The 16,291-nt window shown below is 37.2% G+C and carries 15 protein-coding genes; 3 read left to right on the plus strand and 12 right to left on the minus strand.

Features of this window, described 5'->3' with window-relative positions:
- Positions 1–71 precede the first annotated feature (71 nt).
- Together C564_RS0103330 and C564_RS0103335 are read left to right on the plus strand one after the other, a co-directional pair.
- Complete coding sequence (locus tag C564_RS0103330; RefSeq protein WP_003200718.1) at positions 72–902, plus strand: 5'-nucleotidase, lipoprotein e(P4) family; 831 nt, start codon at positions 72–74, stop codon at positions 900–902.
- Between the two features lie 513 nt (positions 903–1,415).
- The gene (locus C564_RS0103335; RefSeq protein WP_018764412.1) at positions 1,416–2,207 is read left to right on the plus strand and encodes a M15 family metallopeptidase; all 792 of its coding nucleotides are present in this window, start codon (positions 1,416–1,418) and stop codon (positions 2,205–2,207) included.
- Positions 2,208–2,218: 11 nt separating this feature from the next.
- On the opposite strand, the gene C564_RS0103340 is transcribed toward C564_RS0103335, so the two are convergent.
- The 4 genes from C564_RS0103340 to C564_RS0103355 all read right to left on the minus strand — a co-directional run bounded on the left by C564_RS0103340 (position 2,219) and on the right by C564_RS0103355 (position 6,151).
- Complete coding sequence (locus C564_RS0103340) at positions 2,219–2,665, minus strand: acyl-CoA thioesterase (RefSeq protein ID WP_018764413.1); 447 nt, start codon at positions 2,663–2,665, stop codon at positions 2,219–2,221.
- A gap of 298 nt (positions 2,666–2,963) precedes the next feature.
- Positions 2,964–3,725, minus strand: coding sequence for a succinate dehydrogenase iron-sulfur subunit (gene sdhB, locus C564_RS0103345; protein ID WP_016116528.1), 762 nt, complete (start codon positions 3,723–3,725; stop codon positions 2,964–2,966).
- The gene (sdhA, locus tag C564_RS0103350) at positions 3,718–5,511 is read right to left on the minus strand and encodes a succinate dehydrogenase flavoprotein subunit (RefSeq protein ID WP_003200712.1); all 1,794 of its coding nucleotides are present in this window, start codon (positions 5,509–5,511) and stop codon (positions 3,718–3,720) included. The genes sdhB and sdhA overlap by 8 nt, the downstream gene beginning before the upstream one ends.
- Before the next feature lie 13 nt (positions 5,512–5,524).
- The gene (locus tag C564_RS0103355) at positions 5,525–6,151 is read right to left on the minus strand and encodes a succinate dehydrogenase cytochrome b558 subunit (protein WP_003200710.1); all 627 of its coding nucleotides are present in this window, start codon (positions 6,149–6,151) and stop codon (positions 5,525–5,527) included.
- Between the two features lie 312 nt (positions 6,152–6,463).
- On the opposite strand from C564_RS0103355, the gene C564_RS0103365 reads away from it, so the two are divergent.
- Complete coding sequence (locus tag C564_RS0103365) at positions 6,464–6,913, plus strand: YslB family protein (protein WP_018764415.1); 450 nt, start codon at positions 6,464–6,466, stop codon at positions 6,911–6,913.
- Between the two features lie 308 nt (positions 6,914–7,221).
- Here C564_RS0103365 and uvrC read toward each other — a convergent pair whose 3' ends face one another.
- From uvrC to C564_RS0103410, 8 genes are all read right to left on the minus strand, one after another.
- Positions 7,222–9,006, minus strand: a complete 1,785-nt coding sequence (uvrC, locus tag C564_RS0103375; RefSeq protein WP_006096223.1) for an excinuclease ABC subunit C — start codon at positions 9,004–9,006, stop codon at positions 7,222–7,224.
- Positions 9,007–9,021: 15 nt separating this feature from the next.
- Positions 9,022–10,431 (minus strand): hypothetical protein, encoded by a 1,410-nt coding sequence (locus tag C564_RS0103380; RefSeq protein ID WP_026008450.1) that lies wholly within the window; start codon positions 10,429–10,431, stop codon positions 9,022–9,024.
- Positions 10,432–10,478: 47 nt separating this feature from the next.
- A complete protein-coding gene (locus C564_RS0103385; protein ID WP_003200704.1) occupies positions 10,479–11,384 on the minus strand; it encodes an FTR1 family iron permease in 906 nt (301 codons plus the stop codon).
- Positions 11,385–11,402: 18 nt separating this feature from the next.
- A complete protein-coding gene (locus tag C564_RS0103390; protein ID WP_003200702.1) occupies positions 11,403–12,164 on the minus strand; it encodes a hypothetical protein in 762 nt (253 codons plus the stop codon).
- A 64-nt stretch (positions 12,165–12,228) separates the two neighbouring features.
- Positions 12,229–12,975, minus strand: a complete 747-nt coding sequence (locus C564_RS0103395) for a glycosyltransferase family 2 protein (protein ID WP_018764417.1) — start codon at positions 12,973–12,975, stop codon at positions 12,229–12,231.
- The gene (locus C564_RS0103400; protein WP_018764418.1) at positions 12,972–14,447 is read right to left on the minus strand and encodes an alkaline phosphatase family protein; all 1,476 of its coding nucleotides are present in this window, start codon (positions 14,445–14,447) and stop codon (positions 12,972–12,974) included. The genes C564_RS0103395 and C564_RS0103400 overlap by 4 nt, the downstream gene beginning before the upstream one ends.
- Positions 14,435–15,313 (minus strand): lysylphosphatidylglycerol synthase transmembrane domain-containing protein, encoded by an 879-nt coding sequence (locus C564_RS0103405; protein ID WP_018764419.1) that lies wholly within the window; start codon positions 15,311–15,313, stop codon positions 14,435–14,437. Before C564_RS0103405 ends, C564_RS0103400 begins: the two co-directional genes overlap by 13 nt.
- Positions 15,314–15,329: 16 nt before the next feature.
- Entirely contained in the window at positions 15,330–16,277 is a 948-nt protein-coding gene (locus C564_RS0103410) for an SDR family NAD(P)-dependent oxidoreductase (protein WP_018764420.1), read from the minus strand.
- Positions 16,278–16,291: the final 14 nt, after the last annotated feature.

The following is a 16,291-nucleotide window of genomic DNA, read 5'->3' on the forward strand; positions in this document are numbered from 1 at the left end:
AAAAAGGTATAAAAAATATTATATTTTAATATATAATATTAAAGAATTTAGTTGCATCAAGGAGGATACATATGAAAATGAAAAGAGGCATTACCACATTATTATCTGTAGCAGTTCTTTCTACATCACTTGTAGCATGTTCAGGAACAGCTGAAAAAACTGTAGCAAAAGAAGAAAAAGTAAAATTAACAGATCAACAGCTAATGGCTGATCTATGGTATCAAACAGCTGGTGAAACAAAAGCTTTGTATTATCAAGGCTATAACATCGGACAATTAAAACTCGATGCTGCTCTTGCAAAAGGGACAAGTAAAAAACCAGCAATTGTACTAGATTTAGATGAAACCGTTTTAGATAACAGCCCCCACCAAGCGATGACTGTGAAAGAAGGAAAGGGCTATCCTTATAAATGGGATGAGTGGATTAATAAAGCAGAAGCGGCAGCTCTTCCTGGTGCAATTGACTTCTTAAAATATACTGAATCTAAAGGTGTCGATATCTACTACATTTCAAACCGTAAAACAAATCAATTAGATGCAACGATTAAAAACCTTGAACGCGTTGGCGCTCCACAAGCAACGAAAGAACATATTTTACTACAAGACCCGAAAGAAAAAGGGAAAGAAAAACGTCGTGAACTTGTTTCACAATCACACGATATCGTCCTATTCTTCGGTGATAACTTATCTGACTTCACTGGATTTGATGGAAAATCTGTAAAAGATCGCAATCAAACAGTTGAAGAAACAAAAGCACAATTTGGCGAGAAATTCATCATTTTCCCTAACCCAATGTATGGTGATTGGGAAGGCGCTCTATATGATTACAATTTCAAAAAATCTGATGCAGAAAAAGATAAAATTCGTCGTGATAACTTAAAATCATTTGAAGTAAACAAATAACGGGAAACTTCCATCAGTTGGGTTTTCTTTATCCCTCACCTATCTTCTTTACTTTCACTAAATCTTGAGGTGGGGGTCTTACTGTCCGCGAATAACGGGATAAAAGGATGGCTTAAGCCATCCTTTTATTTCTTAACCCTTGGTTTATTCCAATCCATTTATGTGTATACCCGAACAATATACATATCCATTTTGATTTTTCAATATATAAGTCGCGGCTATGAAAATAAAAAGAAATCTCCACTCGTTTTCTCCCTTTGGTTTTACTCGGCATGGGGCTAAAAAAGGCACTGTCCGCTTCTATCCATGGTCAGACGCTCTCTCCACCCAAAAAGAAAGGTTTTGTATTGTTTTTTCCATTTGTATGTATATGAATCAACAAAATCAAACATTTTTTGACATTTTCTTTGCAATTCTATTACGTTACGACTCTTATATTTCTTTTTATAGAAACTAGACTTATAATTAACATACTAGAAAAATTATAAGAAAGGACTGAGATTACATAGCGTTATGAAAAAGGTAATTGTTATTTCTGCCACTACGATTGTAATCGGTATTACATCCTTCGCTTATTTCAGCTCAAAATCACCATTACAAAATGAAGCGAAAGCTGTCGAAACACAAAAACATATTGAACATCCAAAAGAAGAGATTCCAACATTCCCAAAAGCAACTCATACTGCTAAAAAAATAGATGAGAATTTCTCTCTTGTTACAAATCCAGATTCACCTCTTGTATTAGTAAATAAACATCGTAAATTACCAGATGGCTATACACCAGACGATCTTATAAGACCAGACGTCCCATTTGCATATCCAAAAGATAAAGAGAAAACATTACTTCGTAAAGATGCTGGTGCAGCTCTCGAAAAAATGTTCCATGCAGCAAAAGAACAAGGACTAGAGCTTACTGCTGTATCAGGATACCGTTCTTATAAACGACAACAATCATTACATAATATGTACATAAAACGACAAGGACAAGCTGAAGCAGATTCAGTGAGCGCAATTCCTGGAACGAGCGAACATCAAACAGGCCTTGCAATGGATATTAGTTCTAAATCTGCAAAATATCAATTAGAACCTATTTTTGGTGAAACAGAAGAAGGTAAATGGGTTGCAGCACATGCCCATGAATTTGGCTTCGTCATTCGCTATTTAGAAGATAAAACAGATACAACAGAATACTCATATGAACCGTGGCACCTTAGATACGTCGGTAATCCATATGCTACATACTTACATAAACATCACTTAACATTAGAAGAAGCAATGGATGAAACAAATAAGAGAGCTAAATAGCTCTCTTATTTTTATTGCAATAGCTTTTGCTTCCATTCTTGGGGCCAAGGTGCCCCTTTTCCCGTTTTCTTTGAGGCTTGCACCATTGCCCCGCGTCCTACTAAGCAAACTTCTCCCGCTTCATTTTTCACCATATAGTGTAAATCCAAAGAAGAATTCCCAATTGTTTCAGCTTTTACATATACCTTTAAATGTTCATCGAAGAAAATTTGTTTTAAAAAATTACATTGTAAGTCAGCAACAACAATCATTGTTTCTGATGCTTCATGTGTCCATTCTTGCATAAAACCAAGCTCTTTAAAAAATTCAATACGTGCTTCTTCAAAATATGTAAAAGCAACACCATTATTCATGTGTCCAAACATATCTGTTTCACAAAAACGAACTTTCACAGGAATGTAAAATGAAAAATCTTTTTCCCAGCTAGCAAAGTTTTCAATATAGGAAATCTTCTTCATGTTTTTCTCTCCTTTTTCTCTCATTCTCATAAGTCACATAATAAATTTCAGAATAAACAAAAAATTAAAACGATTAAAAACCATATATCCATTTTGATTTTCCAACATATCAGTCGCAGCTATGGAAAACAACAGGTGACCTACACTCATTTTCTCCCTTTGTTTTCACTGGGAATAGGGCTACCGTTTCTATGCATGATCGGATCCTCTCTCCCACCCAAAAAGAAGAATTTTATGTCGGTTTTTCCATTTGTATTTATATAAATATTGCCTCTTCGATTCGAAGAGGCAATATTTATTAATAGTTATTGTCGCTACCAAAGAAATCTTTAAACGACTGAATTGTTGTATCACGGTTTAATGCTGCAATTGAAGTTGTTAACGGGATACCTTTTGGACATGATTGTACGCAGTTTTGCGAGTTACCACAGTTCGCAAGGCCACCATCACCCATAATTGCACGTAAGCGCTCTGCTTTATGCATTTCACCAGTTGGATGTGAGTTAAATAAACGTGCTTGTGAAAGCGGCGCTGGTCCGATAAAGTCAGATTTACTGTTTACGTTCGGACATGATTCTAAGCAAACACCACATGTCATACATTTTGAAAGTTCATATGCCCATTGACGCTTTTTCTCTGGCATTCTTGGTCCTGGTCCTAAATCATACGTACCATCGATTGGAACCCAAGCCTTAACACGTTTCAAAGCATCAAACATACGACTACGATCAACTTGTAAATCACGTACTACCGGGAATGTCTTCATCGGTTTTATACGAACTGGTTGTTCTAATTTATCGATAAGAGCTGTACATGATTGACGCGGTTTACCATTAATTACCATAGAACAAGCACCACATACTTCTTCTAAACAGTTCATATCCCATGCAACCGGAGTCGTATGATTTCCTTTTGCATCAACAGGATTACGACGAATTTCCATAAGAGCCGAAATAATATTCATATTTGGGCGATATGGAATTTCAAATTCCTGATCAAACGATTGTGCATCTGGTCCATCTTGTCTCGTAATGATGAGGCGGATTGTTTTCTCAGACATGTTGTTTATCCCCCTTCTCTTCACCCTTAGCAGCTACATCATGTTTTGAAGAATAATCACGTTTACGTGGTTTGATTAATGAAACATCAACGTCTTCGTAATGGAATGCCGGTGCATTTCCTTCTCCTTCAAACTTCGCCATTGTAGTTTTTAAGAAGTTCGCATCATCACGATTTGGGAATTCTGGTTTATAATGCGCACCGCGGCTTTCATTACGGTTATACGCACCAATTGTAATAACACGAGCTAATTCAAACATATTTGCCAGTTGGCGTGTAAACGAAGCACCTTGGTTACTCCATTTTGCTGTATCGTTAATGTTAATGCGTTTATAACGTTCCATTAACTCTTGAATTTTCGCATCTGTTTCTAATAACTTTTTATTTTCACGAACTACTGTAACGTTATCCGTCATCCATTCTCCAAGCTCTTTATGAAGAACATATGCATTTTCATTACCATCTAACGTTAAAATATTGTTAAATTTCTCTGTTTCGATTAATTCATTTTGCTCGTATAAAGTAGATGAAACAGCATCAGATGATTTTGAAAGACCTTTCATATATTCAATCGCATTTGGTCCCGCTACCATACCGCCATAAATCGCTGAAAGTAACGAGTTAGCACCTAATCGGTTACCACCGTGCATAGAGTAATCACACTCACCTGCTGCAAATAACCCTGGAATACTTGTCATTTGCTTATAATCAACCCATAGTCCGCCCATTGAATAATGAACAGCAGGGAAGATTTTCATCGGTAGTTTACGAGGATCATCACCTGTGAACTTTTCATAGATTTCAATAATTCCACCAAGTTTAATATCTAGTTCTTTCGGATCTTTATGAGAAAGATCTAGATATACCATGTTTTCACCGTTAATACCTAGTTTTTGCTCGACACACACGTCAAAAATTTCACGCGTTGCGATATCACGAGGCACAAGGTTTCCGTATGCAGGATATTTCTCTTCTAAGAAGTACCATGGCTTACCGTCTTTATACGTCCAAACGCGTCCACCTTCACCACGTGCAGATTCACTCATTAGACGTAACTTATCGTCCCCAGGAATTGCTGTTGGGTGAATTTGAATGAACTCACCATTCGCATAATATGCCCCTTGTTGATATACAGCAGATGCTGCTGTACCTGTATTAATAATAGAGTTTGTTGATTTTCCGAAGATGATACCAGGGCCCCCTGTTGCCATAATTACGGCATCAGCTTGGAAACTCTTAATCTCCATAGATTGTAAGTCTTGTGCAACGATTCCGCGACATACGCCTTCGTCATCCACAACAGCACGTAAGAAATCCCAACCTTCATATTTCGTTACAAGTCCTGCTACTTCATGACGGCGTACTTGCTCATCTAATGCGTACAATAATTGTTGGCCAGTTGTTGCACCAGCGAATGCTGTACGGTGATGTTGTGTTCCCCCGAAACGACGGAAATCAAGAAGTCCTTCTTCTGTACGGTTAAACATAACACCCATACGGTCCATTAAATGAATAATACCAGGCGCTGCTTCACACATTGCTTTAACTGGCGGCTGGTTCGCTAAGAAGTCACCACCATAGATTGTATCGTCAAAGTGAATCCATGGAGAATCCCCTTCACCTTTCGTATTTACAGCACCGTTCATGCCACCCTGTGCACATACAGAATGCGAACGTTTTACTGGTACTAAAGAGAACAGTTCCACGTTTACTCCTGCTTCTGCTGCCTTAATCGTTGCCATTAAGCCGGCTAAGCCACCACCGACTACTATAAGTTTCCCTTTCATGCTCTCCCACTCCTTACTGATTTGCTAGCTGTGGATCGATGAACGCTAATAATGCACTCACACCTACATAAGATAAACCTAAGAAAATAGCTAATGTTACATAAGTAGAGATACGTTGTGAACGTGGCGATACTGTAATTCCCCAGCTAATGCAGAATGTCCATAATCCATTCGCAAAGTGGAAAATTGTTGATACAACCCCAACTAAGTAGAAACCAAACATAACTGGGTTGCTTAAAATATCTGCCATCATGTCATAATTTACCTGCTTACCCATTGCTGCCTGAATACGTGTTTCCCAAACGTGCCAAGATAAGAAAATAAGCGTAACGACACCTGAGATTCGTTGGAAGACGAACATCCAGTTACGGAAATAACTATAAGATGTCGCATTGTTCTTAGCTGTAAATGCAATATATAATCCATATATAGCATGGTACAGTATCGGTAAAAAGATGACGAAAATTTCTAGCGCATACCGGAATGGAAGGAGCTCCATAAAATGAGCAGCTTTGTTAAAAGCCTCTGCCCCTCTTGTTGCAAAATTGTTTACTACTAAATGTTGCGTCAAAAAGACACCAACCGGAATGACCCCCATTAATGAGTGCCACTTGCGAAACGTATACTCGCGGCCTTTCATGTCCCCATTACCCCCCTTGAGTGTTTAACTGCTGCTTTCAGTATTAGTTTATAACAATAATGTTTTTTCACTATTGCTATAAGAAAAACTGAAAAAATTATTCGAAATATTTCAGCATAATTTGATACCAAATTCATTTTACTCCTATTTTTGTCGAAGCGTCAAGAAAACGTATACATAATTTGTACATAATTTGCATATAATTTGCCACTTCCTTTTTTCTTTCTATATATTTAGATTTTCCTAAAGAAAGTGCTGTTTTTATAAATGGGAAATGTTATATAATAATCCCTATAGAAAGAGGGGAATATTTTGAGCAAAAATACAATTGATATAGCATCTTTAGAAGATGTTTCATTGAACGCTTTCGCTTATGAACTGCTGCGGGAAGAAGTACTACCTGACCTAATTGGTAAAGAATTAGATGACATCTTATACTGGGCCGGCAGAAACCTAGCACGAAAATATCCGCTAGAGACGATTGAAGAAGTCATTTATTTTTTTGAAAAAGCTGGCTGGGGTCGCTTGAACATCATCGAACATAAACGCCGTGAAATGCATTTTCAGCTAACAGGCCCGCTCATTACAGAGCGTCAAAAGCAAAATAGACATTGTTCTTACCAATTAGAAACTGGATTTGTTGCAGAACAAATTCAAAAGCAACGAAATGTTGTTGCAGAGTCATATGAAGAGCAAAAAAAACGTTCGGATTCTATCACATTTCTTGTGAAATGGGACGTAAAAGATCCTATCGAAGTGTAGAATCTACATTAACAGTCAACTAGACATATAGGTTTAGTTGACTTTTCTATATAAATCCAAATTAAAAAAACGACATAAACCATTTCTTTTTAGGTGGGAGAGAGCATCCGGCCATGCATAGAAGCGGTCAGTGCTTTTTTTCTCCCCCTACCGTGTGAAAACAAAAGGAGGAAATGTGTGAAGAACTGTTTTGTTTTCATAGCTACAGCTTATATGTCGAAAAATCAAAATGGATTTATATTGCATATTCATTCATTTTTAATAATTTTTAATCTTCTGAAATTATATCAAATAGAAGACATTGTAAACTACAACGTCTTCTTATCTGTTAAATAGGAATAAATGGTTTCTGCAACATTTTGCGGCATTCCCGCTTCGACAAATTCCGTCACAGAAGCTTCTTTCATCTTTTTTAGGGAGCCAAAATGTTTTAACAATACTTTTTTTCGCTTTTCACCAACTCCAGGAATCCCATCTAAAGCAGATTGAATCACTGATTTCCCGTGAAGCTGACGGTGAAATGTAATTGCAAATCGGTGTACCTCGTCTTGAATACGCTGCAATAAATAAAATTCTTGGCTATTTCTTTCAAGCATAACAGGATCAGGAGGATCACCAATCATTAAATGCGATGTACGGTGTTTATCATCCTTAACAAGTCCAGCCATCGGAATATATAAGCCAAGTTCATTTTCAAGCACATCACTAGCAGCTGCAAGATGTCCTTTCCCGCCATCAATCACAATTAAATCAGGTAGTGGCAAATTCTCTTTTAAAGCACGCGTATACCGCCGGCGTACAACCTCTCGCATCGATTCATAATCATCTGGCCCTTGAACTGTCTTTATCTTATATTTTCGATACTCTTTTTTCGCTGGTTTTCCATCAATAAAGACAATCATTGCTGAAACTGGATTCGTCCCTTGAATATTTGAGTTATCAAATGCTTCAATACGATATGGTGTTTCAATGTCAAGCTGCTTACCTAAATTTTCAACAGCCTTAATTGTTCGCTCTTCATCACGTTCAATTAAATAAAACTTCTCCCCTAAAGCGATCTTCGCATTCTTGTTTGCTAATTCAACGAGGTCTTTTTTCTTTCCTCGTTTTGGCTGCGTTACATCCACTTCTAAAAAACGCTCTACTAATTCAGGATCAATACTGCCTGGCACTACAATTTCCTTTGGTTTAAAATGATTGTTTTGTTCATAAAATTGACCGATAAATGTTAAAAACCCTTCTTCTGGCTCATCATAAATTGGGAACATAGAGACATCGCGCTCGATTAACTTACCTTTTCGGACAAAGAAAACTTGCACGCACATCCAGCCTTTATCCACCGCATAACCAAACACATCGCGGTCAACTAAGTCGCTCATAATCATCTTCTGCTTTTCCATAATCGCATCTATATGAGAAATTTGATCACGTAATTCTTTTGCACGTTCAAACTCTAATTTTTCCGATGCTTCATACATTTTCGCTTCTAATTCTGAACGAACTTCTTTATGTCCACCATTCAAAAACTTAACAATTCCATCTACAATTTCTTGATTCTGTTCATCCGTTACCTCTTGTACACAAGGTGCTAAGCATTGTCCCATATGATAATATAAACAAACTTTATCTGGTATATTTGTACATTTCCGAAGCGGATACATGCGATCTAATAGTTTTTTTGTTTCATGAGCTGATTGCGCATTTGGATACGGACCAAAATACTTTCCTTTATCCTTTTTTACATTTCTCGTAATGAGCAAACGTGGCTGTTTTTCAGCTGTAATTTTAATAAATGGATATGTTTTATCATCTTTTAATTGGATATTATATTTTGGATCATATTTTTTGATTAAATTTAATTCTAAAATAAGTGCCTCTAGATTCGAGGAGGTAACAATATATTCAAAATCAACAATTTCTCCGACAAGACGGAGTGTCTTCCCATCATGTGAACCAGTAAAATACGAGCGCACACGATTTTTTAACACCTTTGCCTTCCCGACATATATAACCGTTCCTTGCTTATCTTTCATTAAGTAACAGCCTGGTTGATCTGGTAAAATTGATAATTTTTCTTTTAAATGCTCGTGCACTCGCTTTCTCCTCTCTTACTTTTTCCACCTATATAAGACTATTTTATGATACACAGGATCAAATAATGGATTAGAACGAAAAACAGCTACTTGTTCCAGTTGTCCTTTTATATCAATCCCTTGCTTTTCAAATCCTTCAATAAGATGATTTGTAACGTATATCGTATCATTTTTATGATATTTTTTATCCTGTGAAAAATAGTCATATGTGTAAAAACGTTTATGTTCATACGGCATCTGCAAGTATTCCATAACCCTCGTCTCTTCCCACGTGTATACAATAAATGACTGCTGTTTTCCCTCTAAATATGATGCCAGCTGATACGTTGCCGGTACCTCCACCTGTTGTTTTTTCATAAGCGGTATACTTACTATAAGTTGGCTTGTAGCAAATAACAGCAATACAATACCACGATGTCTTTTTAACCACGAGATAGCAAATACGCAAAGGAACATCGCTACAATCGGATAAGAATGGCGCGGTTTATCAATATTTTGTCCAAGTAAATTCCAAAGAAAATAGAAACTTCCAAGAGCAATTATAACCTTTGGATAGCAACGTATGTTCTTCCATTGTAAAACAAATAGAAACAAAAAGGAAAGAAAGAAACCTACCAGATAATACGAGTGCATGCCTATTCCTGCAAAGATGATGTTTTCAGAAAGTAAACGGTAGAAACGTGAAATAAGTGGTTCACTCGTTTCTGTAACTGCTCCGCCCCATTCAGTAAAATGGCCTTCTACAAATCCGAAAGAGATTTTCCACAACCCCGTTATTCCACCAATGTTCCAAATAAGAGCACTGACCCAAACTAACTGTGAAAGGACAGTTGTACAAAATAAGATTATAAACCGCCATTTTTCTTCATGCCATTGTTGCCATAATAACAAAATAAGCACAATTCCAAACGGCGCGTATGATAAGCGTATGCCCATTAATAGCGCAAAGAAGAGAACGGGCCAAAATTGAGTTTGAAAACGCTTTGTACGAAAGGCACGTTCAATACTCCATATATACCACCATACGATTGCTAATGCTGCACCTTCTGACATAGGCTGCGTTACTAAAATAGAGAAATAGCCGCTCGTTTGTAAAACAGCTACAACAATAAGAGCGCTCGTTCTACTTACATAATGACGCGCAATCCAGTACATCGGAAAAGCTGCGCTAAGTGCCATAATGGCGTTAAAAATCCCTAACGATTGCACAGGGTTTTCTATAAAAAGATGCGTTATCATTCCCCCTAAAATAAAAAAAGGATAGCCCGGGAAATGTGGCTGCATTGCTAATATGTCATATTGCTTTAATGCAAGCGTAAAATCGACTTCGTCCCACGTTGCCGCAAACGGACTCGCATAGAAAAACCGAATACAAATCGCGCTAGTAAATAGAATAACTGCCCATATACGTAATATTTGTTTCATCTTATTTCCTTTCTGCAAAAAAAGCACAAGGAAAACTCCTTGTACTTTTAGCTTACTGACTTATCTTCTTCGACTATTGTTTGCTTTTTTTTAACAGGTTTTTTAAAGATGATTAACATGTACAATACAACAAAATATCCGATATACACAAGTACTTCTTCAAGAGATGGCATCGATGAATATCCTAAAAATGCTTTTAAGAAAATACCGATATCCCCGGAAAGAAGTGGTGCAGTACCATGATCACGCAAATAGTGAGCGTAATCAATTGGATGCTCTGGTAGTAGCCATGTAATATCATATACATGCGGCATAACGCTGCCGAGTATTTTTAAATCTTGGAGCATAGAAATGCCTTGTACAAGAAGACCCGCTGCAATTAAGACGATAAATGCGCCCGTTACTTTAAAGAATACTTTAAGTGAAATGCGCATCGTTCCTTTAAAGAATAAGTAGCTAACAACAACTGCAACGAGTAGGCCTGAAATAGCTCCCCAGCCTTTCATCGCTTCTCCAATATTCCCGCCTGTAATAGCTGCGAAGAAAAACACTGTTTCAACACCTTCTCGAAGTACAACAAGAAAAGAGTGCACGACCATTCCAATTATGTTTCCAGCCGTAATATACTGACTCATTTTACTTTCCATATTGGCTTTCATATTTTTACTATGTTCTGCCATCCAAAATACCATTTGTGTAAGTAGAATGGCCGAAACGAAAATAATGGATATTTTCAAATACATTTCGCTGCCCATAGCAGCAAAACCAGTAAATACAACTTGAAAGACAAGAGCGACAATATAACTTGCTACAACCGCAAGCCCTGCTCCTAGCCAAACATATTTCACAAATTGCTTACTATCTGTACGCTTTAAATATGTCGTAATAATCCCAACAATAAGCAACGCTTCTAATACTTCACGAAATGTAATGAGAAATGCCTGAAGTTGCATCGCTCTTCCCCCTCATCCTTACTTACGTTTTCTTACAGCATATACAATGACCCCAACAAGTATAAGTACAATAACTACAATTGGAGCCCAGTTTTTCAAGCTACTTAAATCTGTCCACTCTGCTTTTTCTGTTTTATCAGAAGCTACTTTATCTTCTTGACTATTCGCACTGAAGTGTCCCACTTTAAAGTCTTTAATTTTAAACTCTTTTTGTAAACTTGTTAAAATAACATCTTTACTTTTCTTGAAAGCATCTTGATTTGCTTCTTTTTGACCTACCCCAAATAATCCTGGGTTTCCTAATGATTCTAATGCTTTATTAAATTCATCCTTTAGCTTTGTATCCAACTCTTTATTGCGCTCACCAACAACTGGCGATAACGCCTCATATGTAGCAAATGCTTTAGCTAATAAACGTTTGCTTGTATCATAGTCTGTAAATTTTTCATCAACATTTGTTAAACGGCGATTAATATTAAGCGCAAGAATTTTTTGCATATCAGCAATAATATCTTCTTTATTTTGTTTATCAAAGTCCTTCATCATTGCTTTAGAAGGTTCTTTTCCCATATGTTGATCAATTTCTTCTTGCACATTCTCATATGCTTTTTTCGCTTCTTTAAAGTTTGCCGGATTTTCATCTAGCTTTGCAACCATTTGCTTATATGCCTCTGCAACTTTTTCTTCGTTCGGATTTCCATACGAATAAGCAAATGCACTCGTTTGAATTGAGAATGTTAAGAAAATAACAACAAATAATGATGTAATGATTTTTTTCATGAACGTTCCTCCCGAGATTAATGATAATTATTATCATTTTTATTATCAAGATAAGAAATGCTCGCTACGAGCACTTCTTATCCTCTGTTAATGCATGTGCAGCATAGGCAATCGTAACTTTTTCTACCGGACGTGTCATTTCTTTCCAAATCGCTGGAAACACACGCGTCATATACTTACGAAAAGATATGAAAGACTCCCCTGTTTTTCGTACTTTATACGTAATCGGTACTTCTTGTACTCGAAATCCTTTTCGTACTAAATTCAAAGTAATGACTTGGGCATAGTTATAATCGTGAATAATTTCCCCATGCTCCATGGCTTGTCTAGAAAAGGCACGCATGCCTGATTGTCCATCACGAATCCATTTCCGTAGTAACAAACATTGCAACATCGTAAAGCAGTAATTCCCAAGACGTCGATGTAATTTCATCCCTTGAATTGTTCCTCGAAAACGAGAACCCATCGTATAATCTGCTTTTCCAGCAAAGATAGGCTCAAGTATATTCGGGATTTCATCAGCTGGGTATTCGTCATCAGCATCAATCATTACACTAATGTCAGCCCCAAGATGATAGCTCTCCTGTAAACCTGCTCGAACAGCTGCACCAAGTCCTCCGTTTTTTGCAAATGAAACGATGTGATCAGCCCCCGCCTCTTTTGCAACAGCTACTGTTCTATCAGTTGAGCCATCATCGATGACAAGTACTTCTACCGTTACATTTGGATGAAAATGACGCGGCACCTTTTGAATGACATGTGCAATAGAATCCTCTTCATTTAGGGCTGGTATAAAAACAATTACTTTCATTCCTTTTCCTGCTCCTTTAACGCTTCTACTAATACAGGACCACGACTATGAGATGGATACGGCGCTCCTAATAAGTAAGCAATTGTAGGTGCCATAGAAACAAGACTCTTCTTCTCTTCTACTTTTATTCCTTGAGCGATATGAGGACCGCACATAAAGAATGGTACAAACCGCTCGCCCTCATCTAAATGACCGTGACCACCAATTCCATCCGCTTGTCCATGATCTGCGCAAATGATAAATGTCGTATTTTCTGCTTTGCCTGTTTTCTCTAAATGCTCGATAAACTGCTTCACATGCTGATCTGCTTCATGAATTTTTTGTAAATATTCATCATATAATACGCCGCGACTATGCCCTGTTTGATCTGTAGAAATAAGCTGGACGATAAATAAATCCGGATCTTGTTCATCCATAATTTTTCTTGCTTTCTCCATAATTTTCGAGTCGACAACATCATTTTTCATTACAGCCGTAAATGTTTCCACATCATCGCCAAACGCGTCGACTAAATGCGCAACTGCTAACATTTTCCCTATTTTATCTACTTTACGAAGAGAATCAAAAATACTCTCTACGTTCACTCCATGCTTCCAAACCATATTCGATTTAATACCATGCTCAAATGAATACGTTCCTGTAAACATAGATGAGAAACATACCACTGTACGAGCCGGATATACAGTTTCCATATTTAAAAACTCTGTCCCCTGTTTTCGAAGTGAATCTAAATATGGTGTATGCGCCGCCTCAAAACGATCTTTTCGCATACCGTCAATCACAATCACGACTACTTTTTCATTTAATGCCTTTTGATTTTCAGGCATATTCTTCGTATAAGTAGGAATTGCTTTCGGCTGCCAATCAAATAAATTACGATGTAATATAAGTGTATATACGAGAAGAGCACTGTAAAATATAAGAAGCGTTTTCCAATCTACACCACTAAATGTACCACCCTCTTGGAAGAACTCGTAGTAGTAATACCAAAGCGAAAGTAATAGTAAAAACTTTGGCATTTGTTCCTGTGCATTCCCACTTGTAGAATCACTATTTTTCAAAACAAGCTTCCAAAATCGTGTAAAGTTCAACCATGATGTCCCAATCCGCAAATGATAATATAACGTTCCCCAAAATAAAATTGTAAAGAAGAAATATAATCCTAATGCAAAAAAGAATAATGGTAAATGAACCATCTTAAATACAATTAAATAGGCAACAAACGGAAACCATAAATAGTTTCGTAAAAACAATGGAAAATCAAACAAATAATATAAAACAAATAAAGGTACAACGAGGACAAAACTGCTAACAAATGCTGAAATAAAACCAGTTTGTCCAAACTGTGAGATAGAAAACAATAAAAATGTACCGAATACAAAAATCGGTGTAAATGGTTTCCCTTCATTCAGCAAGTTCCAGCAGCGGGCTGCTACCTTTTCAAATTTTGATGCCTTTTTTACTTCTTCCACCGGATGTTTTCTCCCTTCTGACTAACAAGTGAACGCAATTCCATGGGATATAAAACGAGTAAAAGTGCGCCCACACCATAAGAAAATATAAACTTAAATCCATGACTCATTAATGACCATTCATACGCCTCTACTGATCCTACCCCAAGCGCTCTTAACGCAAACGTCATTACCGTTTCATATGTCCCAATACCGCCTGGCGTTAATTGAAATACTTGCCCCGCGATGGTCACACTATTGACCCAAATCGCTTGTATAAATGTAAGAGAACTCGCGATTTCATATATAACAAAAGCTTCACAAATCCAGCTTATTACAATCAGTAAGATAATAATGATCCCTTGCACTGTAAACAAAACTGCCTTTAATTGCTTCCACTGACTCTCTACAAATTGCGGTGCTTTCTTATGCATAAGAAACAACATACCAATTCCAGTACATATACAAGCGAGGATAACGGGAGCATTCAGCAAAATATCTCCCCACAGTATAAACATCCCTACGGCTCCAAATATACCAAGGATAAGCAAATCTAATATACGGAGCACAACAACTGATTGTGCCCCTTCCCCTAAGGTCACTTTTTTTTCTTTTGTAATAATTGCAATCCGAACAGCATCTCCTACTTTCAATGGAGAAACATGATTAATAAACAAACTATAAAACAACCCACATAAAGCCTCTTTCATTGTAATATGATGATGAAGATACAATTTCCAAGCATAGGCACGAAAGAAAAATGCAACACCATACATCATGATAAGAAGCACTACCGTATAAGGATGTTTCCATAATCCATACAGTTGTCTCCACAAAGAAGACGCTTCAAACGATTTCCACGATATGACAAAAAAAACACATAACAAAAAAATACCACAAAGATTAAACAGTATCCGGATATTGTTTCGCCCAAGCAATTGTTCGCTCCAACCCTTCTGCAAATGATACACGAGGTTCATATCCAAGCTGTTCTTTCGCTTTCGAAATATCAGCCCACGTCGATGTCACATCCCCTTTACGATGCCCTTCTCTCCTTACACGCATTAATGGGAAATGTTTTTCTAACTGCGTAAGCAATTCCGTCATTAAAATTGGTGCATTCGACCCTAGATTGTATACATCACTTCTATTCGACTCTAACGTAAGAGCAATTCCTTCTGTAATATCATCAATATATGTGTAATCTCGGCCTGTTCCTTTTCCATATACAATAATTTCTTCTCCATTCAGCAATTTCCGGGTAAAGCTTGCTATTGCCATATCAGGACGCCCCCACGGACCATATACAGTAAAGAAACGTAAAATATTCATTTGAAATCCATACATATATTGATAAGCATGGCAAAGTGATTCTGCTCCGTATTTTGATGCTGCATAAGGAGATAAGACACGGCCGTTCGCCATTTCCTCCTTCAAGGGCATTCCCATTTGCTCTCCATACACAGAAGAAGAGGATGCTACGATAACATGTTTTACATTTTCTTCTCCTGCACATGTTAATACGTTGCTTGTCCCTTTTATATTAATATCAACATAAGCACCTGGCATTTCAAGTGACGGCCTCACACCAGGAAATCCAGCTAAATGAATAACTGCATCAATCTTCTCTTGCTGCATAACAGCTTTCACATCTTCCTTGTGCAAAATATCGCACTCGTAAAATGGAACATTTCCACAGCGCTGGACTTGCTCAAGCTGGAACTGTTTTCTTGATTTTGCGTAGTAGGAGTGGAAATTATCGAGTAGTACAACTTGCTTTCCCTGTGCTAACAGTTTCAAAGCAAGGTGGCTTCCAATAAAACCTGCTCCTCCAGTAATTAATACTTTCATTCGTTTCACCACCT

It is taken from the genome of Bacillus sp. 105MF (assembly GCF_000374885.1).
In the GTDB taxonomy this organism is placed as follows: Bacteria; Bacillota; Bacilli; order Bacillales; family Bacillaceae_G; genus Bacillus_A; species Bacillus_A pseudomycoides.